General features: G+C 69.1%; 27 protein-coding genes and 1 pseudogene. 21 read left to right on the top strand and 7 right to left on the bottom strand.

Annotated elements, in window-relative coordinates; translation table 11 throughout:
• The first annotated feature begins 26 nt into the window (after window positions 1-26).
• The 7 genes from QE412_RS02470 (at window position 27) to QE412_RS02500 (ending at window position 7,320) form a co-directional block, all read left to right on the top strand.
• The gene (locus QE412_RS02470; RefSeq protein WP_307479729.1) at window positions 27-2,201 is read left to right on the top strand and encodes an ATP-dependent DNA helicase RecG; all 2,175 of its coding nucleotides are present in this window, start codon (window positions 27-29) and stop codon (window positions 2,199-2,201) included.
• A gap of 41 nt (window positions 2,202-2,242) precedes the next feature.
• The gene (coaD, locus tag QE412_RS02475) at window positions 2,243-2,740 is read left to right on the top strand and encodes a pantetheine-phosphate adenylyltransferase (RefSeq protein ID WP_307479731.1); all 498 of its coding nucleotides are present in this window, start codon (window positions 2,243-2,245) and stop codon (window positions 2,738-2,740) included.
• Between the two features lie 400 nt (window positions 2,741-3,140).
• A complete protein-coding gene (locus QE412_RS02480; RefSeq protein ID WP_307486980.1) occupies window positions 3,141-3,635 on the top strand; it encodes a YceD family protein in 495 nt (164 codons plus the stop codon).
• A 2-nt stretch (window positions 3,636-3,637) separates the two neighbouring features.
• A complete protein-coding gene (gene rpmF / locus QE412_RS02485) occupies window positions 3,638-3,847 on the top strand; it encodes a 50S ribosomal protein L32 (RefSeq protein ID WP_013586329.1) in 210 nt (69 codons plus the stop codon).
• Window positions 3,848-3,857: 10 nt separating this feature from the next.
• Window positions 3,858-4,550, top strand: coding sequence for a ribonuclease III (gene rnc, locus QE412_RS02490; RefSeq protein WP_307479735.1), 693 nt, complete (start codon window positions 3,858-3,860; stop codon window positions 4,548-4,550).
• Window positions 4,543-5,433 carry a bifunctional DNA-formamidopyrimidine glycosylase/DNA-(apurinic or apyrimidinic site) lyase gene (mutM, locus tag QE412_RS02495; protein WP_307479737.1) on the top strand — a complete coding sequence of 297 codons (891 nt, stop codon included), beginning with the start codon at window positions 4,543-4,545 and terminating at the stop codon, window positions 5,431-5,433. The genes rnc and mutM overlap by 8 nt, the downstream gene beginning before the upstream one ends.
• A gap of 99 nt (window positions 5,434-5,532) precedes the next feature.
• Window positions 5,533-7,320 carry an AIPR family protein gene (locus QE412_RS02500; protein ID WP_307479739.1) on the top strand — a complete coding sequence of 596 codons (1,788 nt, stop codon included), beginning with the start codon at window positions 5,533-5,535 and terminating at the stop codon, window positions 7,318-7,320.
• Between the two features lie 72 nt (window positions 7,321-7,392).
• On the opposite strand, the gene QE412_RS02505 is transcribed toward QE412_RS02500, so the two are convergent.
• The gene (locus tag QE412_RS02505; protein WP_307479741.1) at window positions 7,393-8,475 is read right to left on the bottom strand and encodes a GNAT family N-acetyltransferase; all 1,083 of its coding nucleotides are present in this window, start codon (window positions 8,473-8,475) and stop codon (window positions 7,393-7,395) included.
• Between the two features lie 62 nt (window positions 8,476-8,537).
• Window positions 8,538-8,804 carry a hypothetical protein gene (locus QE412_RS02510; RefSeq protein ID WP_307479744.1) on the bottom strand — a complete coding sequence of 89 codons (267 nt, stop codon included), beginning with the start codon at window positions 8,802-8,804 and terminating at the stop codon, window positions 8,538-8,540.
• Window positions 8,805-9,250: 446 nt separating this feature from the next.
• On the opposite strand from QE412_RS02510, the gene smc reads away from it, so the two are divergent.
• The 4 genes from smc to QE412_RS02530 all read left to right on the top strand — a co-directional run bounded on the left by smc (window position 9,251) and on the right by QE412_RS02530 (window position 14,656).
• Window positions 9,251-12,772 (top strand): chromosome segregation protein SMC, encoded by a 3,522-nt coding sequence (gene smc / locus QE412_RS02515; protein WP_307479752.1) that lies wholly within the window; start codon window positions 9,251-9,253, stop codon window positions 12,770-12,772.
• 4 nt (window positions 12,773-12,776) lie between these two features.
• Window positions 12,777-13,649, top strand: coding sequence for a signal recognition particle-docking protein FtsY (gene ftsY, locus QE412_RS02520; protein ID WP_295840074.1), 873 nt, complete (start codon window positions 12,777-12,779; stop codon window positions 13,647-13,649).
• A 73-nt stretch (window positions 13,650-13,722) separates the two neighbouring features.
• Window positions 13,723-14,223 (top strand): DUF2004 domain-containing protein, encoded by a 501-nt coding sequence (locus QE412_RS02525; protein ID WP_307479756.1) that lies wholly within the window; start codon window positions 13,723-13,725, stop codon window positions 14,221-14,223.
• A gap of 4 nt (window positions 14,224-14,227) precedes the next feature.
• Window positions 14,228-14,656: an MSMEG_6728 family protein gene (locus tag QE412_RS02530; RefSeq protein ID WP_307479758.1), complete on the top strand. Its 429-nt coding sequence runs from the start codon at window positions 14,228-14,230 to the stop codon at window positions 14,654-14,656.
• A gap of 9 nt (window positions 14,657-14,665) precedes the next feature.
• Here the strand turns inward: QE412_RS02530 and lipA are convergent, their stop codons facing one another.
• Together lipA and lipB are read right to left on the bottom strand one after the other, a co-directional pair.
• Entirely contained in the window at window positions 14,666-15,670 is a 1,005-nt protein-coding gene (gene lipA, locus QE412_RS02535; protein WP_307486983.1) for a lipoyl synthase, read from the bottom strand.
• A 26-nt stretch (window positions 15,671-15,696) separates the two neighbouring features.
• Complete coding sequence (gene lipB, locus QE412_RS02540) at window positions 15,697-16,335, bottom strand: lipoyl(octanoyl) transferase LipB (protein WP_307479760.1); 639 nt, start codon at window positions 16,333-16,335, stop codon at window positions 15,697-15,699.
• 67 nt (window positions 16,336-16,402) lie between these two features.
• Here lipB and QE412_RS02545 point away from each other — a divergent pair, with 67 nt between their 5' ends.
• Complete coding sequence (locus QE412_RS02545; RefSeq protein WP_307479763.1) at window positions 16,403-16,951, top strand: TetR/AcrR family transcriptional regulator; 549 nt, start codon at window positions 16,403-16,405, stop codon at window positions 16,949-16,951.
• A 171-nt stretch (window positions 16,952-17,122) separates the two neighbouring features.
• Window positions 17,123-18,667, top strand: coding sequence for a signal recognition particle protein (gene ffh, locus QE412_RS02550; RefSeq protein ID WP_307479764.1), 1,545 nt, complete (start codon window positions 17,123-17,125; stop codon window positions 18,665-18,667).
• Between the two features lie 45 nt (window positions 18,668-18,712).
• Here the strand turns inward: ffh and QE412_RS02555 are convergent, their stop codons facing one another.
• The gene (locus QE412_RS02555; RefSeq protein ID WP_307479766.1) at window positions 18,713-19,432 is read right to left on the bottom strand and encodes an SGNH/GDSL hydrolase family protein; all 720 of its coding nucleotides are present in this window, start codon (window positions 19,430-19,432) and stop codon (window positions 18,713-18,715) included.
• Window positions 19,433-19,481: 49 nt separating this feature from the next.
• Complete coding sequence (locus QE412_RS02560; RefSeq protein WP_307479769.1) at window positions 19,482-20,645, bottom strand: glutamate--cysteine ligase; 1,164 nt, start codon at window positions 20,643-20,645, stop codon at window positions 19,482-19,484.
• Window positions 20,646-20,895: 250 nt separating this feature from the next.
• Here QE412_RS02560 and rpsP point away from each other — a divergent pair, with 250 nt between their 5' ends.
• From rpsP to trmD, 4 genes are read left to right on the top strand one after another with little or no spacing between them, the layout of a single operon-like run.
• Window positions 20,896-21,309: a 30S ribosomal protein S16 gene (gene rpsP / locus QE412_RS02565; protein WP_307479772.1), complete on the top strand. Its 414-nt coding sequence runs from the start codon at window positions 20,896-20,898 to the stop codon at window positions 21,307-21,309.
• Between the two features lie 5 nt (window positions 21,310-21,314).
• Entirely contained in the window at window positions 21,315-21,545 is a 231-nt protein-coding gene (locus QE412_RS02570; RefSeq protein ID WP_056230892.1) for an RNA-binding protein, read from the top strand.
• Entirely contained in the window at window positions 21,545-22,204 is a 660-nt protein-coding gene (gene rimM, locus QE412_RS02575; protein WP_307479779.1) for a ribosome maturation factor RimM, read from the top strand. Before QE412_RS02570 ends, rimM begins: the two co-directional genes overlap by 1 nt.
• A 1-nt stretch (window position 22,205) precedes the next feature.
• Window positions 22,206-22,895, top strand: coding sequence for a tRNA (guanosine(37)-N1)-methyltransferase TrmD (gene trmD, locus QE412_RS02580; RefSeq protein WP_307479782.1), 690 nt, complete (start codon window positions 22,206-22,208; stop codon window positions 22,893-22,895).
• Window positions 22,896-22,958: 63 nt separating this feature from the next.
• Here the strand turns inward: trmD and map are convergent.
• A pseudogene (map, locus tag QE412_RS02585) lies at window positions 22,959-23,742 on the bottom strand (type I methionyl aminopeptidase).
• Between the two features lie 109 nt (window positions 23,743-23,851).
• Here map and QE412_RS02590 point away from each other — a divergent pair.
• The 4 genes from QE412_RS02590 to QE412_RS02605 all read left to right on the top strand — a co-directional run bounded on the left by QE412_RS02590 (window position 23,852) and on the right by QE412_RS02605 (window position 26,397).
• Entirely contained in the window at window positions 23,852-24,343 is a 492-nt protein-coding gene (locus QE412_RS02590; RefSeq protein ID WP_307479785.1) for an MFS transporter permease, read from the top strand.
• 160 nt (window positions 24,344-24,503) lie between these two features.
• Window positions 24,504-24,851, top strand: a complete 348-nt coding sequence (rplS, locus tag QE412_RS02595) for a 50S ribosomal protein L19 (protein ID WP_058597687.1) — start codon at window positions 24,504-24,506, stop codon at window positions 24,849-24,851.
• A 143-nt stretch (window positions 24,852-24,994) separates the two neighbouring features.
• On the top strand, window positions 24,995-25,747 hold the full coding sequence (lepB, locus tag QE412_RS02600; protein WP_307479788.1) for a signal peptidase I: 753 nt from the start codon (window positions 24,995-24,997) through the stop codon (window positions 25,745-25,747).
• Window positions 25,744-26,397, top strand: coding sequence for a ribonuclease HII (locus QE412_RS02605; protein WP_307479791.1), 654 nt, complete (start codon window positions 25,744-25,746; stop codon window positions 26,395-26,397). Before lepB ends, QE412_RS02605 begins: the two co-directional genes overlap by 4 nt.
• Window positions 26,398-26,460 lie beyond the last annotated feature (63 nt).

Raw genomic sequence — 26,460 nt, forward strand, 5'->3', positions numbered from 1 at the left:
TCGGTGGCCCTCCCTAGACTCGGTGCATGCCCGGTCTTTCGCTCGCGTCCCGTCTCGACGGCGCCATCGGTGGGAAGACGGCGGCGGCTTTCGACCGCGCCTTCGGCATGAAGACCGTGGGCGAGCTGCTCGAGCACTATCCGCGGCGCTATGCCCGTCGTGGCGAACTGACCCCGATCTCGACCCTGCCCCTGGGGGAGCCGGTGACCATCGTCGCCGAGGTCGTCAGCGCGAACGAACGGCGTATGCAGAACCGTCGCGGCTCCCTGCTCGAGGTCGTCATCAGCGACGGTGACGGACGCATGTCCCTCACCTTCTTCAACCAGCCGTGGCGTCTGAAAGAGCTCGCCCCCGGTCGGCGGGGGATCTTCTCGGGCAAGGTCGGTGAATACCGTCGGCAGACGCAGCTCACCAATCCCGACTACGAACTGTTCGACGACATCGCCGAGGCGCGTGCCGAGGCCGAGGTGACGGCCAAACGCCCGATCCCGATCTATCCGGCCACGAGCACCGTGCCCAGCCCGCTCGTGCAGAAGACGATCGCGCTCGTGCTCGACGGCCTGGGCGAGGTCGACGACCCGCTCCCCGACGATCTGCGCGCCCGCCGGGGCTTGCTCCCTGCACGCAGGGCGCTCGAGCAGATCCACCGCCCCGAGAACGACGACGACATCCCTCCCGCGGTCGCCACCCTGCGCATGCAGGAGGCTTTCGTCCTGCAGACCGCGCTCTTGCAGCAGCGGCAGTTCGTGCGCGCTCTGTCGGCGACGAAGCGACCCGCCGCGCCCGGCGGGCTGCTCGAGCGCTTCGACCGCATCCTCCCCTTCGACCTCACCCCCGATCAGCGCAGTGTGGGGGAGCGCATCGCCGCCGACATGGTGGGCGACTGGCCGATGAACCGGTTGGTGCAGGGCGAAGTCGGTTCGGGCAAGACGCTCGTCGCCCTCCGAGCGATGCTGCAGGTAGCCGAGTCGGGCGGGCAGTGCGCCCTCATCGCGCCCACAGAGGTGCTCGCCGCCCAGCACCTGCGCTCGATCGCACGCATGCTCGGCCCCGAACTCGCGCCCGAGCTCATGCCCACGCTTCTCACCGGGCAGCTCCCCGCCGCCGAGCGTCGCAAGGCCGCCCTGCGGGTCGCGTCCGGCCAGGCCCGGATCGTCGTGGGCACGCACGCCCTTCTCAGCGCGACGACGACCTTCGCCGACCTCGGCTTCGTGGTCGTCGACGAGCAGCACCGCTTCGGCGTCGACCAGCGCGAGGCGCTGCGGTCGAAGGGCGATTCGCCGCACACGCTCGTGCTCACGGCCACCCCTATTCCCCGCACGGTCGCCATGACGGTCTTCGGCGACCTCGACGTGTCGACGATCCGCACCATGCCGGCCGGGCGTGCCGGCATCCAGACCTTCGTCGCCCCGCTGGCCGAGAAGCCGAGCTGGTTCGCGCGCGTGTGGGATCGTGTCGCCGAAGAGGTACGCATCGGTCGGCAGGCCTTCGTGGTCTGCGCGGCCATCGACGCCGAGCAACTCACCGCAGACGACAAGAGCGACGAGCCGGCCGACGCACCGGCGGCTGCCGCCGAGAGCGCTCGCACCCGGTGGGGTGTCGTGCAGGTCGAGGCGCTGCTGTCGCGGCTGCCCGCGTTCGCCGACATCCGGGTCGAGATCCTGCACGGCAAGATGCCCGCTGACGAGAAAGACGCGGTCATGCAGGCGTTCGCGCGCGGTGAGATCGACGTGCTCGTCGCGACCACCGTCATCGAGGTGGGTGTGGATGTGCCGAACGCCTCGACGATGGTCATCCTCGAGGCCGATCGTTTCGGGGTGTCGCAGTTGCACCAGCTGCGCGGGCGCGTCGGTCGTGGGGGTCTCCCCGGGCTGTGTCTGCTGGTCACCGAGGCGTCTCCCGGGTCGTCGTCGCGCTCGCGGGTCGAGGCGGTCGCGAGCACGCTCGACGGCTTCGCCCTGGCCGAGGTCGATCTCGAACTCCGCGGCGAGGGCGATGTGCTCGGCGGGGCGCAGTCGGGGGCGCGGTCGTCGCTGCGGCTGCTGCGCGTCGTGACCGACGCCGATCTCATCACCGAAGCGCGGGCCGAGGGAGAACGCCTGCTCGCCGACGACCCCGCCCTGCAGCGGCATCCCGGACTCGCGGCGGCCCTCGAACGGCGCGTCGGTGTCGAAGAGCGGGCCGCTCTCGCCAAGTCGTGAGTGCCGGAGCCGTCGCGGGCCGTCGTCGGTAGGCTGGCCGCATGGACCCCCGGATCGCCGTCGTGCCCGGCTCGTTCGACCCGCCCACGCTCGGTCACCTCGACGTGATCCGTCGGGCCGCCGGTCTGTTCGACCAGCTGCACGTGCTCGTCGTGCACAACCCCGGCAAAGCGGCCATGCTGCCGATCGCCCAACGGCAGTCGTTGCTCGAGCAGTCCATCAGCGAGGCGGGCATCGAGGGCGACGTCATGGTCGCGACCTGGAGCGTGGGGCTGCTCGTCGACTACGCCACCGGAGTGAACGCCCGGGTTCTGGTCAAAGGCATTCGCTCGCAGGTGGATGTCGCGTACGAGACGCCCATGGCGATCGTCAATCGCGACCTCGCGCACGTCGAGACGGTGTTCCTGCTTCCCGACCCGTCGCACGCGCTCGTGTCCAGTTCGCTCGTGCGTCAGGTGGCCGGCCTCGGCGGCGACGTCTCGCCATACGTTCCGCCCGCCGTGGCGCGCTTCCTCGACACCGAGCGGCGCGACGTCTGACGCGAGTCGCCGTCGCCCGCGTTCCGCGGAGGGGCGCGGGGCGGGGGTGGCTGCGGCGTTGTGGTGGTGAGGCGTTGAGGCGTTGAGGCAGCGCCGGTGCCGATGCGGGGTCGGCGGTGTCGCGTCGGCGCTGCCGCGTCGGCCCTCACGCCTCAGCCCCCGTGTGCTGCTCCAGCGCAACGGCTTCGGGACACGCGGTAGCCCGGCGGACGGTCGCGCGTCCGCCGCGCGTCGTGCGAACGCCGCGGCACCTGCCCCGCGCTGCGGCACCCGCCCCGCGTCGCCCCGCGCCGCCCGGCCCTCGTCCAGGGGCACGCGGGTAGCATGGACGACCGTGAGAACCCACCGTCCCGGCCCCTTCCAGCTCCCCGTGCGCGACATCGAGCGCAAGCCCGGTGAGATGCGCGAGCACAGCCTCGAGATCCCCGCACCCGAGAAGTGGGGCGAGGGTCTCGTCTCCGTTCCCGAGGCTGAGCCGCTCGAGCTCGAGGTCCGCCTGGAGTCGGTGCACGAGGGCATCCTCGTCTCCGGAACGGTCGACTCCACCGCCACCGGCGTGTGCGGACGCTGCCTGATCGACATCGAAGAGCCTGTCGAAGTCGAGTTCCAGGAACTTTTCGCGTATCCTGGGCATGAAGCGAGTGACTTCGACGTTCAAGACGACCACGTGGATCTTGAAAATCTGGTCCGGGATGCCATTGTCCTGTCGCTTCCGTTCCAGCCGGTGTGTCAGCCGGACTGCCCCGGGCTCGACCCGATCACGGGCGAGAAGCTGACGGAAAGCCCCGGCGACACGGAGCGAACGTCCGTTGATCCTCGATGGGCTGCGCTCCAGCAGTACACCCCAGACGACGGCGATGCGCTCCGCGCCGCCCCCAAGACAGAGAAGAGCTAGTCATGGCAGGTAACCCCCCGAAGCGGAAGGTCTCCCGCTCCAACACCCGCTCGCGCCGCGCGCAGTGGAAGGCCGAAGCCCCCGCGCTGGTCAAGACCATCGAGAACGGCAAGGTCGTCTACAGCCGCCCCCACCAGGCGAAGGTCGTCACCGACTCGCAGGGCACCGAGCTCTTCCTCGAGTACAAGGGCCGCAAGGTCGCCGACGTCTGATCGGCGCTTCGTGACGCGTAACACCACCGAGCGCTCCGCGCTCACCGAGAAGCTCGGGGTCGATATCGACCCCGAGCTTCTTTCGCTCGCCCTGACGCACCGCTCGTACGCGTACGAGAACGGGGCGATCCCGCACAACGAACGCCTCGAGTTCCTCGGCGACTCCGTCCTGGGCCAAGCGGTCACGGTACGCCTGTTCACCCGGCATCCCGATCTCGATGAGGGCAGCCTCGCCAAGCGGCGCGCCAGCGTCGTCTCGACTCTCGCCCTGGCTGAGGTCGCTCGCGGTATCGGTCTGGGCGATCACGTGCGCCTGGGGCGAGGCGAGATCCTCACCGGGGGGCGCGACAAGGACTCGATCCTCGCCGACACGATGGAGGCCCTGATCGGGGCGACCTATCTGTCGGCGGGACCCGAAGCCGCGACGGCCATGGTGCTGCGCCTCGTCGAGCCGCTGCTCGCCGACCCCGAGCGCTACGGCGCGGCGATGGACCCCAAGACGAGCCTGCAAGAGATCGCTGCGCGCCAGGGCCTCGCCGCCCCCGCCTACGCAGTCGTAGCCACCGGTCCCGATCACGACCGGCGCTTCACGGCGACCGTCACGGTGGGAGATCTGGCGACGACCGGCGAGGGCACCAGTAAGAAGCAGGCCGAGATGGCCGCAGCGCTCTCCGCGTGGCGCGAACTCGACGCGCGTGCCTGAGCTCCCCGAGGTGGAGGTCGTCCGTGCGGGCCTCGAACCGGCCGTCACCGGAGCGCTCATCGCCTCTGTAGACGTGCGCGACGACCGCGCCCTCACACGGCACACCGGGGGAGCGGCGCATTTCGAGGCGGAGCTCACGGGCCGGCGGATCCGCGCAGCCGTTCGCCGAGGCAAATTCCTGTGGATGCCAGTGGCCGACGACGAAGCCGTCGTCACTCATCTCGGTATGAGCGGCCAGATGCTGCTGCGGGCGCCCGGATCTCCGGAGGAGCGCCATGAGCGCATCCGTATCGAACTGGAGCACCCCCTGCACGGCGCGTTATCGGTCGTGTTCGCCGACCAGCGCACGTTCGGGTCGCTCGCACTCGACGCCTTGGTGGCCACGCCCGACGGCGCCGCCGCGGGTCGCGGTTCCGACCTCGCGAAAGTGCCCACCCAGGTCGCCCACATCGCCCGCGATCCCCTCGACCCCGCCTTCAGCGATGCGCGCTTCCGCGCGCGGATGGCCGGCACCTCATCTGCCGTCAAGCGTGTGCTGCTCGATCAGACCGTGGCCAGCGGTATCGGCAACATCTATGCCGACGAGTCGTTGTGGGCGGCGCGGATCCACCCCGAGACCCCCGGATCCGCTCTGCCGACGCGGGCGGTCAACCGCCTCCTCGGCGAGGTGCGGGCGGTGCTGGAGAAGGCGCTGGCCGAGGGCGGCACGAGCTTCGACGCGCAATACGTCAACGTCAACGGTCAGGCCGGGTACTTCGCGCACTCGCTGAACGCGTACGGGCGCACGGGTCAGCCGTGCCCGCGCTGCGGGCGGCCGATCGTGCGCGTGTCGTTCATGAACCGGTCCAGCCATTTCTGCCCGAGGTGTCAGCGCTTGCGCTGATTCGCGAGGATCTGAGTCGGCGGGTGGGAAGAGTCGCTTAGGCTGAGAGCTGTGCCGCGTTTGTAGCGCGATCGAGGTCGAACTTTAGGGGGGGCAACGATGGTTGCAGAAAAGGGTCCGAAGCACGATAGTTGGACGGCGGCTTTCCGGCAATTCTCGCAGTCCCTCGAGTTGGGGGCCGACGGGATTGGGCTTTTCGCTATCGATCAAAGATTCGGTGTGGAAGACGTTCGGACCGCAGCGGTTGAGTCCATCACCGGGGGTGGCGATGACAAGAAGCTGGATGTAATATTCCTCGATGTAAGTCGCGGGCTATTAGTTATTGCGCAGTGCTTCGATTCACCAAAGCCGAAGCAGGCTGCACCAGCCAACAAGGCATCAGACCTAAATTCCGCGGTCGCATGGCTCTTGAATTCCAGTATTGACTCGGTTCCGGAAGAGATTCGCGGTAGAGTTGCGGAAGTGAGGGATGCGCTCGAAGCTGACATGATTCGAGACTTCCACCTCTGGTATGTGCACAATGCGCCGGAGTCAAAGAACGCGTCGGTAGAGGTTCTCAATGCCGAGCGAACCGCCGCCAAGCTACTCTCGAAACGAGGTGGCGTTCAAGTTTTCGGTGCGGAGGTTGGAACCGAGACGCTGGAGCGGTGGTACCTCGGTTCGAAGCGTGCAATTAAGGCGACGAGTAAATTCTCAGTTAGGGTCGCCGATGCTATTGAGATTTCGAGTGATCGATGGAGTTCAGTGACGACGCTTGTCCCCGGACATTGGCTCCGTCAACTGTTCTTGGATCATAAAGAAGATCTCTTCTCGGCAAATGTGCGGGATTACTTGGGCTCCAGGCGTAGCGGCGACAACATTAACAACGGGATCAAGGAAACCGCTACTACGGAGCCGTCGGATTTTGCTGTCTACAACAACGGAGTGACGGCTCTAGTTCTTGACTACCACCTCGGACCGCGAGCCCGTGCTGGACGCAAACTGGACGTCGTGGGTATCTCGGTGGTTAATGGAGCGCAGACTACTGGCTCGCTCGGGTCACTTCCAGAAGATCCCGATCCCGACCTTCTTGTTCCTATTCGGTTTGTGAAATCGAGCGACGAGCAACTGCTGGCGAAGATCGTACGCTTCAACAACATGCAGAATAAAGTTCAGGCTGCAGACTTTCGGAGTGGTGACGAAATTCAGAACCGGTTACGTTCCGAGTTTCAGGGTATGGCCGGCGTGAGCTACGATGGCGGCCGCCGAGGAGGATCGAGCGATGCAATCAAGCGAAGTCGTACATCGATTGCGGCTCATACGGTTGGGCAGGTTCTAACCGCGTTCCACGGCGATCCTGTGGCGGCGTATGACAAGAAGGCTGACATCTGGGTGGATGACGGATTATACTCGCGGATCTTCTCTGAGCGAACCTCGGCCGCACACATCCTTTTCGCGTATTCCCTTTACGACGCCCTGACTACTCGCCTGCTCACTCTACGAGGTAAGGCTCGCGTGGGTGGACCCGGGCTGACAGAGCCCGAGGAGAAGGAACTACGCTTCTTGTCGCTAAAGGGCGCTCCCTACCTTCTTGTCGAAGTCGTGGCTCGATCTCTCGAGACCATCATTGGGCAGACCGTTCCTAACAGGTTTGCGTTGCGATTCAGTGGAACGCCGACGTTGGCCGATTCAGCCGCAAAGTGGCAGATTGTGATCGATGCTGTGCTGCCGCTCTCCGAACAGCTGCGTGGTGCATTCAATCGGGGACGAGTAGTTCGCGACGGAAAGGACGCGGCGATCGTTGCGTTCGACGGTCTGTTTCGCGCTCTCCAAAGCCTCCGCCCGGAAGCGTTTCAGGAGTTCGCCAAGGCCGTGAAGGTAGTGGAGCCCGAACTGCAAAAGAGCTGAGCTGGGCTCTGCACCGGATTGATCTACCTCAGGGCGGACGGACGCGATGGTTTCCGGCGACTGCGCGTGGCGTCAGAGCAGCACCTTCTTCCATGCTCCTTCGTAGGCCGCGGGGACGAAGCCGATCTCCTCGTTGATCGAGAGCATCGGGCGGTTCTCCTCCGCGTTGTAGGTGAGGACGCGCGGGGAGTCGGGCGCGATGTCCCGCCAGGCGAGTAGGCCCGCGCACTTCACGAGCATCCCGAGGCGGTGGCCGCGGTGCCCGGCGAGCACCAGGGTGTCGTGCTGGTGCGTCGCGCCGGCGCGGTCCTTGCCGATGGCCAGTTCGTTGAAGGCGACGAGGTCTCCGCTGTCGATGTGCTGCGCGGCCGTGACGAGCAGGAGTCGTCCGGCGTCGAGGTAGGTGCGTTCGTAGCGGCGCACGCGCGCGGCATCCCACACCTCGCCGTCGAACTCCAAACCCGCGGCCGGCGCGTCGGTCACCATGCGCTCCTTCATCCGCGCGAGCCCCTCGACGAACTCGTCGGGAGTCGGCAGCGTCCACTGGACGACGCGGTATCCGACCGCGGCCTCCTCGGCGCGGGCGAGCAGCTCCTCCAGGCGCGGGCGTGCCTGCGCGAGGTCGAGGGAGCTCATGCGCTCGACCTGTTCGAGCGTGTGCCCGGATGCCAGGAAGTACCGCGCGATGTGATCGTGCGGCACCGAGCCGAAGCCGGTGGGGGCCTCCAGGTGCGGGCCGTCCGCGGCGGGGTGCTCCGCCCAGGACTGTAGGACGGTCCGACCATGTTCGCGCGCGGTGCGCTCGACGAGCTCGAACCCGGCCCGGCCGATGCCGCGCCCCCAGACGGAGCGGAGCAGCTCGACGAGCCAGAACCCCGACCGGGCGCCGTCTTCTTGCGGAAGGTCGAGGCCGACGCGGCCGACGACCTCGCCGTCGAGCACCGCCAGCCAGGAGAAGCGCAATTGTGCGGGGTCGAGCTGAAAGTTCGGGAGGAGCTCGTCGGCGGGCATGAAGTGATCGTCGTGGCCGGAGATCTCGGCGTACACGAGATTGCGGACGCGCGTCATCTCGCGGAAGTCCACGGCGTCGTCGCCGTCGATGGAGGCCGGGATGTGGAGGCGTCGGAACTCGAGGCCGGCGGGGAACGTGGTCATGAGGTGTCCTTCGTGGGGAGAGGGAGGGGTGCGCGCCGCCCGCGGGGGACGGCGCGCACCGATCAGGAAGGCGGACGCAGCAGCGTCGCCGCGCGGTACCAGTCGCGTTCGCGCTGTTCGCGCTGCGCCGTCTGGACACGCGCCCGGTGGGCGTCGGCCGTGCGGAGCTCGATCACCTGCACGCGCGCGGCGTGGCGCGTCAGCAGCCAGAGGCCGAGACGGAGGGTGAGTCGATCGATGAGGCCGACGCGGCGGTCGGTGGTCGAGGGAAGGGAAACGGTGGGCGTGGCCGCGGTGTGCTGCGGCGCGCGCGTGGGCAGGGTGCTCATGCGGAGGCTCCGAAATGGGGGGAGAGCGAGGGAGGACGGCGAGCGATGCTCGCGCGGTGAGGGATCGAGAGATCCGGATGCCCGGCATCCACGAGGATGCGGCACGGAAGGCGGAGGCGCGGGGCGTCTCGACGCGGGGGTCAGCCCTGGTGAGAGGGCATTCCGACGACGGTGGTCACTCCGGCGGACGGGGCAGACAGCACGGGAACGGCGATGAAGCCGGTAGCGGCGAAGCCGGTGGTGTTGCGAATCATGGGAGGACCTCCTTTCGTCGTCGGTTGCGACCCCCGACGCTAGCGGGGGCGTTCGGCGAATGTCAAGCTGACTTCCAGATTCGCGCGTCGCCCGGGCGCGCCGCAGCCGGTGTCACCGGCTTGCCGCCGCGGAATCCCGGGGCTCATCCGGTAGCGTGAGGCGCTCAGGACCGGGGCGGGAGGCGCGGCGACATGCACTTGAAGAGCGTGACGCTCAAGGGCTTCAAGTCGTTCGCCCAGTCCACGACCTTCGCGCTCGAACCGGGTGTGACCTGCATCGTGGGCCCCAACGGATCGGGCAAGTCCAACGTCGTCGACGCCCTCGCGTGGGTGATGGGCGAGCAGGGGGCGAAGACCCTGCGCGGCGGCAAGATGGAGGACGTCATCTTCGCCGGCACGTCCACCCGCGGGCCGCTCGGACGCGCCGAGGTCCAGTTGACGATCGACAACTCCGACGGCGCTCTGCCGATCGAGTACAGCGAGGTCACGATCAGCCGCACGCTGTTCCGCACCGGCGCCAGCGAATACGCGATCAACGGGCAGACAAGCCGCCTGCTGGACGTGCAGGAGCTGCTCAGCGACTCGGGTCTCGGCCGCGAGATGCACGTGATCATCGGGCAGGGGCGACTGGACACGGTGCTGCAGGCCACTGCCGAGGATCGGCGCGGTTTCATCGAGGAGGCCGCGGGCATCCTCAAGCACCGCCGCCGCAAAGAAAAGACCGTCCGCAAGCTCGACGCGATGGAAGCGAACCTGACGCGCCTCAGCGACCTCGCCGGCGAACTGCGCCGGCAGTTGAAGCCCCTGGGCAAGCAGGCCGAGGTCGCGCGCGAGGCCGCCGGGATCGCGGCGGTGGTGCGCGACGCGAAGGCCCGTCTCTTCGCCGACGAGCTCGTCCGGCTCCGCACCCAGCTCGCTGACGCCGCGCGCGCCGAGACCGAACGCCATACCGAGCGGTTGGTGCTCCAGGAGCAGGCGGACGGCCTGCGTCGACGGGTCGAGCGGCTGGAGGAGGAGCAGCGCTCCGAGGCCGTGGACCACGCGCGTCGCGTGGCCTTCTCGCTCGAACAGGTGCAGGAACGACTCCGCGGTCTCTACACCCTCGCCGGTCAGCGTCTCGCCCTGCTGTCCGACGACGATCGCGACCAGATCGCCTTCTCGCCGACCGTCTCGCAGGCGACGATCGACGACCTCCGCAGCGAGATCGATGACATCGCGGCCGGCCTGGGGGACGCCCAGGATGCCGCCGCGGACGCCGCCCGCGCGGTGACGCGCGCTCGCGGCGATCTCGATGCGCTGGACGTCGACATCGCGGCGCAGAGCGCGCTCGTCTCGGAGCACGACATGAAGCTCACCGCCCTGCGGGGCGCGGCCGCGGCGGCGTCGTCGACCCGGGATGCCGTCCGCGCGGGCGTCGAACGACAGCAACGCGCGCTGGACGCGGCGTTGGCCCGCCGTGCCGAGGCCGAGGAGGCCCTCGCCGCTCTCGACCCCGCCGCGGCACCCGAGGCGTCGACCGCCGAGCACGCCGCCGCCTACGAACGTGCGCAGCGCGCTGCCAACGACGCGGAGTCCGCCGTCACGGACCTGCGCGAACGCCTGCACGCGTCCGAACGCGAACGCGACGCACTCTCCGCGCAGACCACGGCGCTCGGTCGCGCTCTGGACGTGCGCAACGCCGCCGCCGACCTCGTCGCCTCCGGGCAGCCAGGGGTGCGCGGCCTGGTCGGCGATGCGGTCAAGGTCACGTCGGGGTACGAGGCCGCCGTCGCGGCCGCGCTCGGGTCGCTCGCTGAGGGCGTCCTCGTCGACGACGCCGACGCGGCCTTCGCGACGGCCCGGGCGGCCTCCGAAGACGATCTGGGTATCGTCGAGATCGCTGTCGCGACCCCCGCGCGCGGCGAGCCGCCGGTCGCCGCCGTGGAGGGCGGTGTCCGCGCGATCGATGTCGTGACGGCCCCGGCGGGGGTGCTCGGCATCCTGTCGCGCGTTCTGATCGTCGATGACCTCGAGAGCGCCCGCGCGGCGCTGGCCGACCTCGACGCGGGGGCGATTCTCGTCACGCGGGCGGGGGAGGTTCTGACGACCCACACCCTGCGGGCGGGCTCGGGCGCCGGCCGGTCACGCCTCGAACTGGCCGCCGAGCGGGATGCCGCCGCGGAGCGCCTCTCGGAGATCGTCGTCGTCGCCGACTCGCTGCGCGAAGCCCTGAGCGATGCGCAGCGGACGCTGACCGACGCCCGACAGCGGACCAAGGACACCCTCGCCACTCTCCGCTCGCACGATGCGGCGCTTGCCGCGCACGCCGAGAAGGTCAACCGCGTCACCGTGCGGCACGAGGCCGCGGTCGCCGAATGCGAACGCCTCGAGGCCGGTCTCGCGCAGGCGGCGGACGCCGTCACCGAGGCGGAGGACGCGGCCGCGGCGGCGGATGCCGCGTTCGCGCGCGCCGCGGAGGCTCCGCGGCCCATCCTCGACGCCTCGGCGCGGGACGGGCTGCTCGCCGAGCTCGAGGCTGCCCGCGAGACGGAGATGCGAGCGCGGCTCGACATCGAGACGTTGAAGGAGCGCGTCCGCGCGGGGGAGGCCCGCATCGTCCAGCTGGAGCAGCAGCGCGAGCGCGAACGTGCGGCGGCCGAGGAAGCCGCCCGCCGCGCGGTCGTCCGCCGCGCCCAGCGGGAGATCGCGGCGGACGTCGCGCGGCAGTTGCCCGCGCTGCTCGATTCGGTCGACCGGTCCGTCAGCCAGGCCCGTGTCCAGCTCGCGGCGGCCGAGGCCACGCGGACCGCCGTCTCGGCGGATCTGGCGAGAGCACGCGCCGACGAGACCGAAGTCCGCGAGCGTCTGGCGCGCCTCACGGAGAGCGTGCACGGCCTCGAGCTGCAGATGCACGAGAAGCGACTGCACGTGACGAGTCTGCTCGAGCGCGTGCAGTCCGAGCTCGCCCTCGACGAGGACATTCTCATTTCGGAATATGGTCCGGACCAGCCGATCCCGACCGATGGAGAGGGTGAGCCGACCGCGTTCGACCGGTCCGCGCAGAAACGGCGCCTGCAAGACGCCGAGCGCAAACTGAGTCAGCTCGGCCGGGTGAACCCGCTGGCCCTCGAGGAGTTCGCGGCGCTGGAGCAGCGTCACGCGTTCCTCACGGAGCAGCTCGCCGACCTGCAGCAGACGCGCAGCGACCTGCAGACGATCATCGCCGAGCTCGACGAGCGCATGCAGACGATCTTCGTCGCGGCCTTCGAGGACACGCGCGCGGCTTTCACGGAGATCTTCCCGATCCTGTTCCCGGGCGGTGCCGGGAGCATCTCGCTGACCGATCCCGACAACCCGCTGACGACGGGCATCGAGGTCGCCGTCCGCCCCGTGGGGAAGAAGATCGAACGTCTGTCGCTGCTTTCCGGCGGAGAGCGATCACTCGCGGCCGTCGCGTTCTTGACCTCGATCTTCACCGCGCGGCCGAGCCCCTTCTACATCCTCGACGAGGTCGAGGCGGCCCTCGACGACGCGAACCTCGGTCGCCTGCTCGGCGTGTTCGAGAAGCTCCGGGCGAGCAGTCAGCTCATCGTCATCACGCACCAGAAGCGCACGATGGAGATCGCTGACGCGCTGTACGGCGTCTCGATGCGCCAGGACGGGGTGTCGGCCGTCGTCGGGCAGCGCGTGGGCGACCGTGCCGCGAGCCGGGCGGAAGCCGCGCCCGTAAGCTGAAGCAATGGCTGAGAACTCCTGGTCGCTGGGCCGCGCGCTGCGCGGGCTGTTCGTCAAACCCACCATCGATGAGACGACGTGGGACGACCTGGAGACGGCGCTGCTGACCGCGGACTTCGGCCCCGACGTGACCGAACGCCTCATCGACGAGCTGCGCGAGAAGGTCGAGCGCTATCGCACGACCGACCCGCGCGACCTGCAGCGCATGCTCCGCGAGACGCTCGAGGAGCACTTCGCGAAGTTCGACACCACCCTGCGCCTGACGGAGCGGCCGGCCGTGGTGCTCGTGGTGGGTGTGAACGGCGTGGGCAAGACCACCACGATCGGCAAGTTCGCGAAGTTCCTGCAGCGCTACGGGCGCACGGTGACGGTGGGCGCCGCCGACACGTTCCGCGCCGCCGCGGTCGATCAGCTGGCCACGTGGGCTGAGCGCGGGGGAGCCACGATCGTGCGCCCGCAGCACGAGGGCCAAGACCCCGCATCCGTCGCCTTCCAGACCGTCGCGCACGCGAAAGAGACCGGCACCGAGATCGTGCTCGTCGACACCGCCGGCCGCCTGCACACCAAGGGCGGGCTCATGGACGAGCTCGGCAAGATCAAGCGCGTGATCGAGAAACAGGCGCCGATCAGCGAAGTACTCCTCGTGCTGGATGCCACGACCGGACAGAACGGCCTCATGCAGGCGCAGGCGTTCCTCGACAGCGCCGGCGTCACGGGGCTCGTGCTCACCAAGCTCGACGGCTCGGCCAAGGGCGGTTTCGTGCTCGCGGTGCAGGAGCGCACCGGTATTCCGGTCAAGCTCCTCGGCCAGGGCGAGGGCATCAACGACCTCACCGGTTTCACCCCGCACGTGTTCGCCGCGTCGCTGGTGGACTGACCGGCCCTCATCGCACCACGGCGCCCGGGCGGGTCGTCTTCCCGAACACGGGGCGGGCTGCTTACATGGACTCATGGCCATCGAGCACGATTTCTTCGGACTCCTCGAGTCGGGCCCCGACGGGTCGATCTTCTGGAGCGAGAACGTCGAGTTCGGCGATCAGAGCGTCACGGTCGACCTGACGGCACCCGACCAAGACGACGTGTCGGTCGAGGCGCTCGACGTCGCGGCATCCATGATCTCCTCGCTCGAGGCGATCGATCTCGCCGCCCGCAACGCCATGGTGAACGAGCTCGACGACCGCACGAGCGAGGTGACCGAGTACATCCTGCAGCAGCAGTCGACCCTCGGCGACGAGCTCGAAGATCTGCTCACCGATGTGACGGGCGACACCCATATCGACGTCATCAAGGCGCTGCAGCTGATGAGCATGACGATCCTCGCCGACGAGCACGGGGGAGCCGACCCCTTCGCGGTACTGGAGTACGCCCTCGACCCCGACGCCACCGATGACGTGCTGCTGGTCAACCTCGCCTCCGACGGGCGCGTGCAGTCGGTCACGAGCGCCGACTGACCGCGTGCAGACCTTCCTGCCGTATCCGTCGTTCGCCGACTCCGCGAGAGCCCTGGATGCCAAGCGCCTGGGCAAGCAGCGCGTCGAGACGTTTCAGCTGCTGCGGGCGCTCACGGTGCCGGATCACGGCTGGCGCCACCATCCGGCGGCCAAGATGTGGGACGGTCACCTGCCCGCGCTCGTGTCGTACGGCCTGGTCATGACCGACGAGTGGATCGCGCAGGGGCGCAACGACACGGTTCGCGAGAAGATCCGCGTGTTCGCGCCGGAGGTCGACGGGGTGCCGCAGAGCGCTCTCGACCTGCCGCCGTGGATCGGCGACGAGGCTTTCCACCTCGCGCACCGGTCCGACCTCATCCGTAAGGACGCCGAGTTCTACGTGCCCCGCTTCGGCGACGTGCCCGACGACCTGCCCTACATCTGGCCGGTGTGAGCCGCGCGCCTACACCGCCTGTGCGAAGCCGGCGTCGGCCGCGGCGATGTCCTTCGCGAGGTGCGACAGGTGCGGCGGGATCTCGCGGCCCTTCGACACCATCGACTGCGCCCACAGGCGCCCGGCGCGGTACGACGAGCGCACGAGCGGACCGGCGAGCACACCGAGGAAGCCGATGCGCTCGGCCTCTTCCTTGAACTCGACGAACTCGGCCGGCTTCACCCAGCGCTGCACCGGCAGGTGCCGGGGCGTCGGGCGGAGGTACTGCGTGATGGTGATGATGTCGGTGCCGGCCTCGTGCAGATCCTGCAGCGCCTGGACGACCTCTTCCGGCTCCTCGCCCATGCCGAGGATGAGGTTCGACTTGGTGATGAGACCGGCGTCGCGCGCTGCCGTCAGCACGCCGAGCGAGCGCTCGTACCGGAAGGCGGGGCGGATGCGCTTGAAGATGCGCGGCACCGTCTCGACGTTGTGCGCGAACACCTCGGGCCGCGACGAGAACACTTCCTCGAGGTGCGCGGGGTTTCCCGTGAAGTCGGTCGCGAGGATCTCGACGCCCGTCCCCGGGTTCTCGGCGTGGATGCGGCGCACCGTCTCGGCGTGCAGCCACGCGCCCTCGTCGGGCAGGTCGTCGCGCGCGACGCCCGTGACGGTGGCGTAGCGCAACTGCATCCGGGTGACGCTCTCGGCCACGCGACGCGGCTCGTCCGTGTCGTAGTCGGCGGGCTTGCCGGTGTCGATCTGGCAGAAGTCGCACCGGCGCGTGCACTGCGAGCCGCCGATGAGGAACGTCGCCTCGCGGTCCTCCCAGCATTCGAAGATGTTGGGGCACCCGGCTTCCTGGCACACCGTGTGCAGTTCCTCGGTCTTCACGAGGTTCTGCAGGGCGGTGTACTCGGGGCCCATTCTGGCCTTGGTCTTGATCCACTCGGGCTTGCGCTCGATCGGCGTCTGGGCGTTGCGCACCTCGAGGCGCAAAAGCTTCCGTCCGTTCGGAGCGGTGGATGCCGGCATCCCGGCGCTGCCGGTCCCGCAGGCGCTCACGCCGCCACCGTCGCAGCCGACGCGGCGAAAACGCGCTCGATCGTGGGCGCGAGGTCGGCGGGGGAGACGTCGGCACCGACCACCTCGCTGACCGTGGTCACTCCGGCATCCGTGATCCCGCACGGGACGATGCGGCGGAACGCGGCGAGACTGTTGTCGCAGTTGACGGCGAAGCCGTGCATGGTCACTCCTCTTTCCACGCGGACGCCGATCGCCGCGACCTTGTCGATGCTGAGGGGGCGACGTACCCAGACGCCGCTGCGCCCCTCGACCTGGAATCCCTCGACGCCGTGCGCGCCGAGCGCCTCGATGAGCAGGGATTCGAGTCGCCGCACGTGGGCGACGACGTCCATCGGCTCGGGCAGTCGCACGATGGGATAGCCGACGAGCTGCCCCGGGCCGTGCCAGGTGATCTTGCCGCCGCGGTCGACGTCGACCACGGGCGTGCCGTCGTCGGGACGCTCGTGCGCCTCGGTGCGCTTGCCGGCGGTGTAGACGGCCTCGTGCTCGAGCAGGAGCAGCGTGTCGCCGCGGTCGCCGGCCACCACGTCCGCGTGGATGCGGCGCTGGTGCGCCCAGCCGTCGAGGTAGGGGACGTAGTGCGGGGCGAGGCCCACGTGCTGGATGTCGATCATCGACCGCCTCCGATGTTGGATCGCGTCCAACAATACACTCGCCCCTCACCTCTAGGCTGATGACACCATGGCTTCCGAGCATCGCAGCGGTCGACCCCGCGCCTCATCGCGAGAGGTCCTCGCCGAAGCCGCGTGCGAGCTCTTCCTCGAGCAGGGCTACGACGCCACGAGCGTCTCCGACATCACGCGCCGCGCGGGCGTCAGCCGCTCCAGCTTCTTCAACTACTTCTCGGCCAAGAGCGACGTGCTGTGGTCGGGTCTCGACGAGCAGATGGATGCCGCGACCCGGCGCCTGCGCGACGGCGAGTCGGTCGATGACGCGCTGGCCGCGATCGGCGATCGCCTCGCCCCCGATGCCTTGGCGCTGGCGATCACCAACGCCGAGGCGATGGGCATCGCGACCGAGCTCGACCGTGAGCGTGCCGTGCGGCAGTTCCGCCTGCAGCGCGAGCTCTCGGCGCGGCTCGCGCGCGACGGGATGCCGCCCCTCGCCGCCGAAGTCCGCGCCGGTGCCCTGGCGGCGGCGGTGCTGGCCGCGGTCTGGGCCTGGGCGGATCGCACGGGCGCGGGCAGACCCCTGGGCGAGGTGCTCGCCGAGGCGCTCGCGCTGGTCTGAGCGCGGGCCCGGCGGCTGCGTAACCTCAGTGATCTGCACGAAGTCAGTGGCATCCGGCCGGTTCGGGCTGAGGTTGTGCGGATCGCTGAGGTTGTGAGCGGGATGCGGGGCGCAGGCATGCGCGGCGCCGCGGCAGCGCCGTCGGCGGCACCCGCGTAAACTCGTTTCATCATGGCGACTTTCGGCACCCTCTCCGACCGGCTCACAGAGACCTTCCGCAATCTTCGGAAGAAGGGCCAGCTCACGCCCGCCGACGTCGACGGCACGGTGCGCGAGATCCGGCGCGCCCTGCTCGACGCCGACGTGGCGCTGCCCGTCGTCAAGGAGTTCACCGCCGCGGTGCGCGAGCGCGCCCTCGGCGACGAGGTCAACCGTGCCCTGAACCCCGCGCAGCAGGTCGTGCAGATCGTCAACGACGAGCTCATCGGCATCCTGGGCGGCCAGCAGCGTCGTCTGCAGTTCGCCAAGAACCCGCCGACCGTCATCATGCTCGCCGGTCTCCAGGGCTCGGGTAAGACCACCTTCGCCGGCAAGCTCGCCAAGATGCTCGAGAAAGACGGGCACACCCCCCTCCTCGTGGCGTGCGACCTGCAGCGTCCGAACGCCGTCAACCAGCTCCAGGTCGTCGCCGAACGCGCCGGGGCCGCGATCTACGCGCCCGAGCCCGGCAACGGCGTGGGCGACCCGGTCAAGGTCGCTCGCGACGGCGTCGCTCACGCCACGCGCCAGCAGCACGACATCGTCATCATCGACACCGCCGGTCGCCTCGGCGTCGACGCCGAGCTGATGAAGCAGGCCGCCGACATCCGCAAGGCCACCCAGCCCGACGAGGTGCTGTTCGTCATCGACGCGATGATCGGTCAGGATGCCGTCAACACGGCCAAGGCGTTCCAGGACGGCGTCGACTTCACCGGTGTCGTGCTGTCGAAGCTCGACGGCGACGCGCGCGGTGGCGCCGCGCTGTCGGTCGCGTCCGTCACGGGCCGCCCCATCATCTTCGCGTCGACCGGTGAGGGGCTCGATGACGTCGAGCCGTTCCACCCCGACCGCATGGCATCGCGCATCCTCGACCTCGGTGACATCCTCACCTTGATCGAGCAGGCGCAGAACGCGTTCGACGAGGCCGAGGCGATGAAGGTCGCCGAGAAGCTCGCGACCGAGACGTTCACGCTCGAGGACTTCCTCGAGCAGATGCAGCAGATGAAGAAGATGGGCTCCATGAAGAAGATGCTCGGGATGCTCCCGGGCATGGGAAACATGAAGCAGCAGCTCGAGGACTTCGACGAGCGCGAGATCGATCGCACCGAGGCGATCATCCGCTCGATGACGGTTGCCGAGCGTCGCAACCCCAAGATCCTCAACGGCTCGCGACGCCTGCGTATCGCGCGGGGTTCCGGTATGACCGTCACCGACGTCAATCAGCTCGTGCAGCGTTTCGACCAGGCGGCGAAGATGATGAAGACCGTCGCGCGCGGCGGTGTGCCCAACATCCCGGGCATGGGTCCCGTCGGCGGCAAGCCCGGCGCGTCGTCCAAGCGCGGCAAGCAGCAGAAGGCGAAGGGCTCGCGCTCGGGCAACCCGGCCAAGCGCGCGGCCGAGAACGCCGGCATCGCGGCATCCACGGCTCCCACCGGTTCGGGCTTCGGCCTGGGCGGTCAGAAGATGCCGAGCGAGGCCGACCTCGCCGAGCTGCAGAAGATGCTCGGCCGCGGCTGACGACCGTCAGGGGACGACCCTGGACATCGGCTCGGGTCGTGAGCGTCAGGGCAGGATGTCGTCGTCCTGCAAGGCCGACATGACGGTCTGCTCGATGGCCCGCTGACCCCGCGGTGTGGGATGGATGTCGTCGTCCTGCATCCAGTCCGGGTGATGGGCGAGCGGCTGACCGATGTCGATGAATGTGCCGTCGACGGCCTCCACCGCGTCACGGAGCGCGTCGGAGGTGACCGCGGTGTCGTCGGGAACGTCGGGGTCGTCGTTCCAGATCGTGCTGAGTCCGACGATGTGCGTGTCGGGGAGGGCCTCATGCAGTGCCTTGACGGCATCGGCGGTGTCCATGCGGATCTCGTCGTCGTCTTCCCAGAAGTCGTTGCTCGAGGACTCGATGACGATGAGCTGCGGCTGCAGCGCCACCGCCGCGGGCACGAATCCCGAGAAGGTGACGTCGCAGTCGCCGGGCACGACGAATCCGCCGCCTGCGCAGGCGAGGTTCGTGACAGCGAGGTGCGCCCGCGAGCCGAGAAGCGCGGGCCACGCCTGCTCGGGCCGCAGCCCGAAGCCGGACATCAGGGAGTCCCCGATGGTGACCACCCGCATCGGGGGAGGCCCGCTGCTGGTCGTCGGCGACGGGGAGGCCGACAGCTCCGGTTCGCTGAACGTGGGTGCGGGGCGGGCGGTGGGGGGCTCCGCCGCGCACGCCGTGAGCGCGAGGGCCAGCCCGAGGGACACCGTGGCAGCAGCCGTCGAACGCCCCAAGATCATGACGTGATCCTAAGAGGCGGATTCTATGAACGAGCGCCGAAGCGGGTGGTCACACGCGCAGCGCCGCGAGGTGTTCGCGAAGCGTGGGGCCCCCGCGGAATTCGCGGATGAGGTGCTGCACGACTGCGCGCAGATCCCCGTCGGCCGCCTCGGCCACCGCGATCTGGCGTGCGGAGCTGCCGCCGGTGGCGAGAATGGTGTCGAGGCCGGCGAACTCGCGCGCGCAGTGCAGCTCGACCGCGATGTCGGCGAGTTCGTCCATGGTCGAGCGCAGGTGCTCCACGACCGGCAGCTGGGTGCCCTCGCGGTCGACGATGACGCGGGCGTCCAGCCCGTACCGTGCGGCGCGCCATTTGTTCTCGCGCGCAAACCAGGGCGGGATGCCGGGGAGCTCGCGGCCCTCGTCGATCATGCGCGAGAAGTGCTCGACGAGGGTCTGCGCGAGCGCGGCGACGGCCGCCAGCTCGGGCAGGGTCGACATGCCGTCGCATGCGCGGATCTCGACGGTGCCCCACCTCGGCGCGGGACGGATATCCCACCGCACTTCACTGGCATCCGCCATCACCCCGGTGCGCACCATGTCGTCGAGGTAGTTCTCGAAGTCGGTCCACGAGGCGAGCTGCCACGGCAGGCCCGCCGTGGGCAATTGCTGGAACACCAGCGAACGGTTGGAGACGTAGCCGGTGCGCTCGCCCGCCCAGAACGGGCTGGATGCCGACAGGGCCTGGAGGTGAGGGAGGAAAACGGTCAGCGCGTTGACGATCGGCAGCACCTTCTCGACGTCGTCGACGCCGATGTGCACGTGCACGCCCCAGATCATCATGTTGCGCCCCCACCACTGGGTGCGCTCGATGAGGGTGTGGTAGCGGGTCTTGTCGGTGACCTGCTGGTCGTACCACTGGGCGAACGGGTGGCTGCCCGCGCAGAGCAGTTCGATCCCTCGCGGCTCGGTCTCTTCGCGGAGGGCGCCGATGGCGTCGGCGATGTCGTCCACCGCGCCGGCGACGGTGTCGCCCACGCCGCTGGTGACCTCGACGGTGTTGGTGAGGAGCTCTCCCGTGACGGTGAAGCGCTCGAGGGCCGTGCGCTCTTCGAGGCGCTCCAGGATCTCGGGCGCGCGGGGGACCAGGTCGCCCGTCTCGCGATCGGCGAGCATGAGCTCCCACTCCAGCCCGACGGTCGAACGCGATGACGGAGCGAACGGCAGCCTCATGCGGCTCAGTCTCGCACGCGGCGTGAGATGGGCCGCGTCGTGGGAGACGTCGTGTTACGTGCAAGTGGCCGACGCGGGATGTCATCGGACGACGCTGTCGCAGGGTGGGCGGACGATCTGGCAGAATAGAGGGTCGGACCCACCACTCGACCCTCTATCCAGTGTCGGTCCGCCCTTTTGAGCTTCCGCCGGGTGTGCACCCCACGCTCCAGGCGTTCGGTTCGTTCGTTTTCCATCATCAGGAGTCATCGTGGCTGTCAAGATCCGTCTCAAGCGCCTCGGAAAGATCCGTGCGCCCTACTACCGCATCGTCGTCGCCGACTCGCGCACCAAGCGCGACGGTCGTGTGATCGAGGAGATCGGCAAGTACCACCCGACCGAGGAGCCCTCGTTCATCGAGGTCGACTCGGAGCGCGCCCAGTACTGGCTGTCGGTCGGCGCCCAGCCCACCGAGCAGGTCGCCGCCATCCTCAAGCTCACGGGCGACTGGGGCAAGTTCAAGGGCGACAAGAACGCCGTCTCGACCGTCAAGGTCCGCGAAGAGAAGGTCGCGTTCGAGGCCGACGCCTCGAAGAAGTCGGTCGTCAAGCCCAAGGCCGAGAAGAAGGCCGAAGCTCCCGCCGAGGCGCCCGCTGAGGACGCCGCCGAGACCTCGGCCGAGTAATTCCCGTGCTGTCTGCCGCGCTCGAACACGTCGTCAAGGGGATCGTCGATCACCCGGACGCCGTGACCATCCGTTCCAGCTCGTCGCCCCGCGGCGACGTGCTGGAGGTTCGCGTGCACCCCGATGACCGGGGTCGCGTGATCGGGCGCGGCGGACGCACTGCCAAGGCTCTGCGCACGGTCGTCTCCGCTCTCGCCGACGGGCGTCGCGTGCGCGTCGACGTCGCCGACGACTGATGGCGGGCGGCGACACCGCGGGCGCCCAGCCCGCCAAGACCCAGCTTCGCGTCGGACGCCTCGTCAAGGCCCACGGCCTGAAGGGTGCCTTCAAGCTGGAGCTGTACACCGACGATCCCGACGGGCGATTCGTCCCGGGCAGCACTTTCACGCTGCAGGTGCCGGAGTCCTCTCCCTGGCACGGACGCGAGCTGACCGTCCGCGAGTTCCGCTGGATGAACTCCCACCCCGTCGTCTTCTTCGAGGGCGTCGACGACCGCACGGTCGCCGAAGAGCTCGTGAAGGCGATCCTGTGGATCGACCAGGACACCGAGGCGGCCCCCGCCGAAGACGACGCCTGGTACGACCACCAGCTCGTCGGTCTCGACGTCGTCCGTGAGGATGCCGTCATCGGCCGCGTCGTTCGGGTCGATCACTTCCCCGCACAAGACCTTCTGATCGTGCGCCCGACCGGCGATGAGCGCGAGGTTCTCGTGCCGTTCGTGAGCGCGATCGTTCCGGAGGTCGACATCGCCGGCGGTCGCGTGGTCGTGACGCCCCCCGCCGGGCTCTTCGAAGACCTGCCCGCCGACGACGGCGACGAGCCGGAGCCCGTCGCCCCGGCGACCGACGACGCCGAGGGCGCCGCCGCGGAGAACGCCGCTCCCCGCGAGGGCTGACGTGCGCATCGACGTCGTCTCGATCTTTCCGACGATCTTCGACGCGCTCGAGGTGTCGTTGCTCGGCAAGGCCCGCCAGAGCGGCCTTCTCGACGTCCGCGTGCACGACCTGCGCGACTACACGCACGATCGCCATCGCACGGTCGACGACACGCCCTATGGCGGCGGGGCCGGCATGGTCATGAAGCCCGAGCCGTGGGGCGAGGCCCTCGACGACATCGCGCGCGACGCCGCGGCGCGGCCTGTGATCGTGTTCCCCTCGCCCGCGGGGGAGCGCTTCACCCAAGCCACCGCTCGCGAGCTGTCGACCGTGTCGCACCTCGTGTTCGGATGCGGTCGCTACGAGGGTATCGACGAGCGGGTCTTCGACTACGCCGCAGAACTCGGTGACGTGCGACTGCTCAGCCTCGGCGACTACGTGCTCAACGGCGGCGAGGTTGCCGTGATGGCCATGGTCGAGGCCATCGGCCGCTTGATCCCCGGAGTCGTCGGCAATCCTGAGAGCCTCGTGGAGGAATCGCACGAGGACGGGCTGCTGGAGTATCCCTCCTTCACCAAGCCCGCCCTCTGGCGTGAGCGCGAGGTGCCGCCGGTGCTGCTGAGCGGCAACCACGGCGCTGTCGCCGCGTGGCGTCGGGAACAGCAGGTCGAGCGCACGCGGGAACGCCGGCCCGACCTGCTCGCGGACTGACGCCCGGCCCGCGGGCGCCGGGGCGGCGCTTCGTCACCCGCCGCGGCGTCGGTGAACCAGGTATCAGTCGACGCCCAGGAACGAACGGTCCGTCAGCACGATCGGGCCATCCGCGGTGATGGCTACGGTGTGCTCCGAATGCGAACCCCGCGAGCCGTCGGCACTGCGCAACGTCCATCCATCGGGGTCGGTGACGAGCTCGTCTGTTGTCTGCAGGAACCACGGCTCGAGGGCCACGACCAGACCCGCCCGCAGGGGATAGCCGCGTCCCGCCTTGCCGTCGTTGGCGACGTGGGGGTCGCCGTGCATCGTGCGGCCGACACCGTGGCCGCCGAAGTCGGTGTTGATGCTCAGCCCCTCGGCGCGGGCCACCGCAGCGATGGCGGCCGAGATGTCGCCGATCTTGTGGCCGACGGTGGCGGCGTCGATGGCGGCGGGCGAGGGCACGCTGGGTCGTGTCGATCAGCGCGAGATCCTCGTCGCGGGCGGTGCCGACGACGAAGGAGACGGCGGAGTCGGCGACCCAGCCGTCGACGGAGGCGGCGAAGTCGAGCGAAACCAGGTCGCCGTCGCGCAGCGTGTAGTCGTGGGGGAGTCCGTGCAGCACCGCGTCGTTGATCGAGGTGCACAGCACCTTGCCGAACGGGCTCGCGCCGAACGACGGGTGGTAGTCGATGTAGCAGGACACCGCACCGGCGGCGCGGATCATCTCGTGGGCGCGGCGATCGAGGTGCAGGAGGTTGGTGCCCACCTTGGTCTCGTCGCGAAGCGTCGCGAGCACCTCCGCGACGAAGCGGCCGGCGGGGCGCATCGCCTCGATCTCGGCCGGGGTGCGCAGTTCGATCATGGTGGTTCCTCTCGTCGAACCTCTATTCTCTCCGAAGGCGCGAGCGGGCGCGAAAGCCGGCATGGCATTCTCATAGCCGCTCCACATTCGCGCGACGTAGCATCGCGACATGGCGCTGCGCAGACTCTTCCTTCGCTGGCTCTTCCCGGCCGCATTCGTCCTGCCGCTGTGGCTGTTCGTGGGATGGGTCGTCTTCGCCGGAGGGAGCGCGTGGGCTCTGCTCTGGCTCTTCGTCGCCGTCCCCGCCGTCTTCGTCTCGCAGCTGCTGCTGGCCCTGCTCATCCGCGCGCGGGCGAGCGTGCGCGACAGTCGCGCCGCGTCGTGGCGAGATCTCGCCGGCGTCGGTGTGTGGCAGATCGTCATCGTCGCCCTCGGCCTGTTCGACTCCCGTGTGTTCTTCCCGCTGCTCGTGCTCTCGGTCGTCGGCGCACTGCTGCTGTTCTGGTCGTCGCTCGCGCAGCTCTGGAACGAAGCGCGCGGCGCGGTCACGGTCCTGCACGCCAGTGACGGCACGGCCTACATCCCGCCGACACCGGAGCACACCGTGCCGCGTCCAGGAGGCGAGGTCATCATCGTGTCGGAGACCCGACAGCCCGACTGAGCCGGTTTGGTCGGGCGCGGCGTCCGTGGCAGAATAGACGCTTGTGCCCTGACCGGCTCTGCCTCAGGGGAGTCCCGCCGCATCCGCGGCCTCGGGCACGCCTCATCCTTTTCCCTTTTATCGTGCGATCGACCTGTGGCGGTCGCAGGAAGTGACGATCATGCAGATCCTCGACTCCGTCGACGCGGCCTCGCTCCGCTCCGACATCCCCGCCTTCGCCCCCGGCGACACCGTCAAGGTGCACGTCAACATCACCGAAGGCAACCGCTCGCGTATCCAGGTCTTCCAGGGCGTCGTCATCGGCCGCTCGGGCGACGGCGTGCGCGAGACCTTCTGCGTCCGCAAGGTCAGCTTCCAGGTCGGCGTCGAGCGCACCTTCCCGGTCCACAGCCCCGTGATCGATCACATCGAGGTCGTCACCCGCGGTGACGTGCGTCGCGCCAAGCTCTACTACCTGCGCAACCTGCGTGGCAAGAAGGCGAAGATCAAGGAGAAGCGCGACCGCTGAGTCTCGCTCCCCGAACGCCCCGTGGAATTCACCACGGGGCGTTCGGCGTTTTCGCGGCCCCGTCGGTCGTCGCGGGGCCTCGCGGTGTGCGAACCTGGACGATGGGGTTCGGTCGGTGTGCGACGAACCCGGTAAAGGAACACATGAGCGACCAGACCGCCTCGACCCCGGATGCCATGGCATCTCGTTCCGACCGACGGCGTCGCCGCGGTTGGGGGGCGTTCTTCCGCGACCTGGTCGTGATCGTGCTGATCGCGTTGGTCGTGTCGTTCCTCGTCAAGACGTTCGTCGTGCGGTCGTTCTACATCCCATCCGCGTCGATGGAGAACACGTTGATGATCAACGACCGGATCCTCGTCGACGAGCTGACGCCGCGCTTCGGCGAGTACTCCCGGGGTGATGTCGTGGTGTTCCGCGATCCGGGCGGCTGGCTCGACACCGCCCCGTCGGCGCCGCGTTCGCCGGTCGTCGAGGGAGTCGACTGGGTGCTGTCGCTGTTCGGCCTCGCGGCGCCCGACAGCGAAGACCACCTCATCAAGCGCGTGATCGGTGTCGCCGGTGATCACGTGGTGTGCTGCAACGCTCTGGGGCAGACGACCGTCAACGGCGTGCCGCTCGACGAGACCTACGTTCGGCTCCCCCCGGGCGCCACCGCGCCGGAGCCCGTGCCGTACGACGTCACCGTGCCCGAGGGCTCGCTCTGGGTGCTCGGTGACAACCGCAACAGTTCGCGCGACTCCCGCTTCAATCAGGATCAACCGGGCCACGGGTTCGTCCCGGTCGACAACGTGGTGGGTCGCGCGTTCCTCAAGACCTGGCCGCTCGACCGGTTCGGTCTGATCGACTTTCATCACGAGGTGTTCGCGGGGGTTCCCGCACCGGGGACCGGGCAGTGATCGCACCCACCCTCACGCTCGAGCGTCGCCTGCTGAAGGAGCACGCGATCGTCATCGCCTGCGACGAGGTCGGACGCGGTGCGCTCGCGGGGCCGGTGGCCGTCGGCGCGGCGGTGATCGACCCGGTCCGCTCGCGCAAGCGTGTGCCGCCGGGGCTGCGAGACTCCAAGCTCGTCCCCGAGCCGCGCCGCCCCGAGGTCGCTGCACGGGCGGCCGCGTTCGTGCAGCACAGCGCGGTGGGGTGGGCCAGTTCGGTCGAGGTCGATGAGATCGGCATCATCCGCGCGTTGGGACTGGCAGCCGTTCGAGCCATCGCCGACCTGCGCGCGCACGGCGTCGTACCGGAGGAGGCCGTCGTCATCCTCGACGGCAACCACGACTACATCACGCCCGCGGGGGAGGCGGGGTTGACGGTGCGCCCCGTCGTCAAGGCCGACCGCGACTGTGCGAGCGCCGCCGCGGCATCTGTCATCGCCAAGGTCGCGCGCGACACCCTCATGACCGGCCTGCACGACGATCTCCCGGCGTACGGGTGGGCTCGCAACAAGGGGTACGCGAGCCCGGACCACCGCGAGGCGATCACCGCGCACGGGATGAGCGTGCACCACCGTCACTCGTGGGCGATCGCGGCGGCGCCGACGTTGTTCTGACCGTCGACACCACGTGTGCGGCGGGTCGCGCGAGACGCGCCCGGGTGCCCCCGGCATGAGGCG

Source organism: Microbacterium trichothecenolyticum (assembly GCF_030818955.1).
GTDB classification, from domain to species: Bacteria; Actinomycetota; Actinomycetes; order Actinomycetales; family Microbacteriaceae; genus Microbacterium; species Microbacterium trichothecenolyticum_B.

Coding starts and splice junctions, on each gene's coding strand:
- QE412_RS02470 (WP_307479729.1), top strand. CDS start 27: ATGCCCGGTCTTTCGCTCGCGTCCCGTCTCGACGGCGCCATCGGTGGG.
- coaD (WP_307479731.1), top strand. CDS start 2,243: ATGGACCCCCGGATCGCCGTCGTGCCCGGCTCGTTCGACCCGCCCACG.
- QE412_RS02480 (WP_307486980.1), top strand. CDS start 3,141: ATGCGCGAGCACAGCCTCGAGATCCCCGCACCCGAGAAGTGGGGCGAG.
- rpmF (WP_013586329.1), top strand. CDS start 3,638: ATGGCAGGTAACCCCCCGAAGCGGAAGGTCTCCCGCTCCAACACCCGC.
- QE412_RS02500 (WP_307479739.1), top strand. CDS start 5,533: ATGGTTGCAGAAAAGGGTCCGAAGCACGATAGTTGGACGGCGGCTTTC.
- QE412_RS02505 (WP_307479741.1), bottom strand. CDS start 8,475: ATGACCACGTTCCCCGCCGGCCTCGAGTTCCGACGCCTCCACATCCCG.
- QE412_RS02510 (WP_307479744.1), bottom strand. CDS start 8,804: ATGAGCACCCTGCCCACGCGCGCGCCGCAGCACACCGCGGCCACGCCC.
- smc (WP_307479752.1), top strand. CDS start 9,251: ATGCACTTGAAGAGCGTGACGCTCAAGGGCTTCAAGTCGTTCGCCCAG.
- ftsY (WP_295840074.1), top strand. CDS start 12,777: ATGGCTGAGAACTCCTGGTCGCTGGGCCGCGCGCTGCGCGGGCTGTTC.
- QE412_RS02525 (WP_307479756.1), top strand. CDS start 13,723: ATGGCCATCGAGCACGATTTCTTCGGACTCCTCGAGTCGGGCCCCGAC.
- lipA (WP_307486983.1), bottom strand. CDS start 15,670: ATGCCGGCATCCACCGCTCCGAACGGACGGAAGCTTTTGCGCCTCGAG.
- lipB (WP_307479760.1), bottom strand. CDS start 16,335: ATGATCGACATCCAGCACGTGGGCCTCGCCCCGCACTACGTCCCCTAC.
- QE412_RS02545 (WP_307479763.1), top strand. CDS start 16,403: ATGGCTTCCGAGCATCGCAGCGGTCGACCCCGCGCCTCATCGCGAGAG.
- ffh (WP_307479764.1), top strand. CDS start 17,123: ATGGCGACTTTCGGCACCCTCTCCGACCGGCTCACAGAGACCTTCCGC.
- QE412_RS02555 (WP_307479766.1), bottom strand. CDS start 19,432: ATGATCTTGGGGCGTTCGACGGCTGCTGCCACGGTGTCCCTCGGGCTG.
- QE412_RS02560 (WP_307479769.1), bottom strand. CDS start 20,645: ATGAGGCTGCCGTTCGCTCCGTCATCGCGTTCGACCGTCGGGCTGGAG.
- rimM (WP_307479779.1), top strand. CDS start 21,545: ATGGCGGGCGGCGACACCGCGGGCGCCCAGCCCGCCAAGACCCAGCTT.
- QE412_RS02590 (WP_307479785.1), top strand. CDS start 23,852: ATGGCGCTGCGCAGACTCTTCCTTCGCTGGCTCTTCCCGGCCGCATTC.
- rplS (WP_058597687.1), top strand. CDS start 24,504: ATGCAGATCCTCGACTCCGTCGACGCGGCCTCGCTCCGCTCCGACATC.
- lepB (WP_307479788.1), top strand. CDS start 24,995: ATGAGCGACCAGACCGCCTCGACCCCGGATGCCATGGCATCTCGTTCC.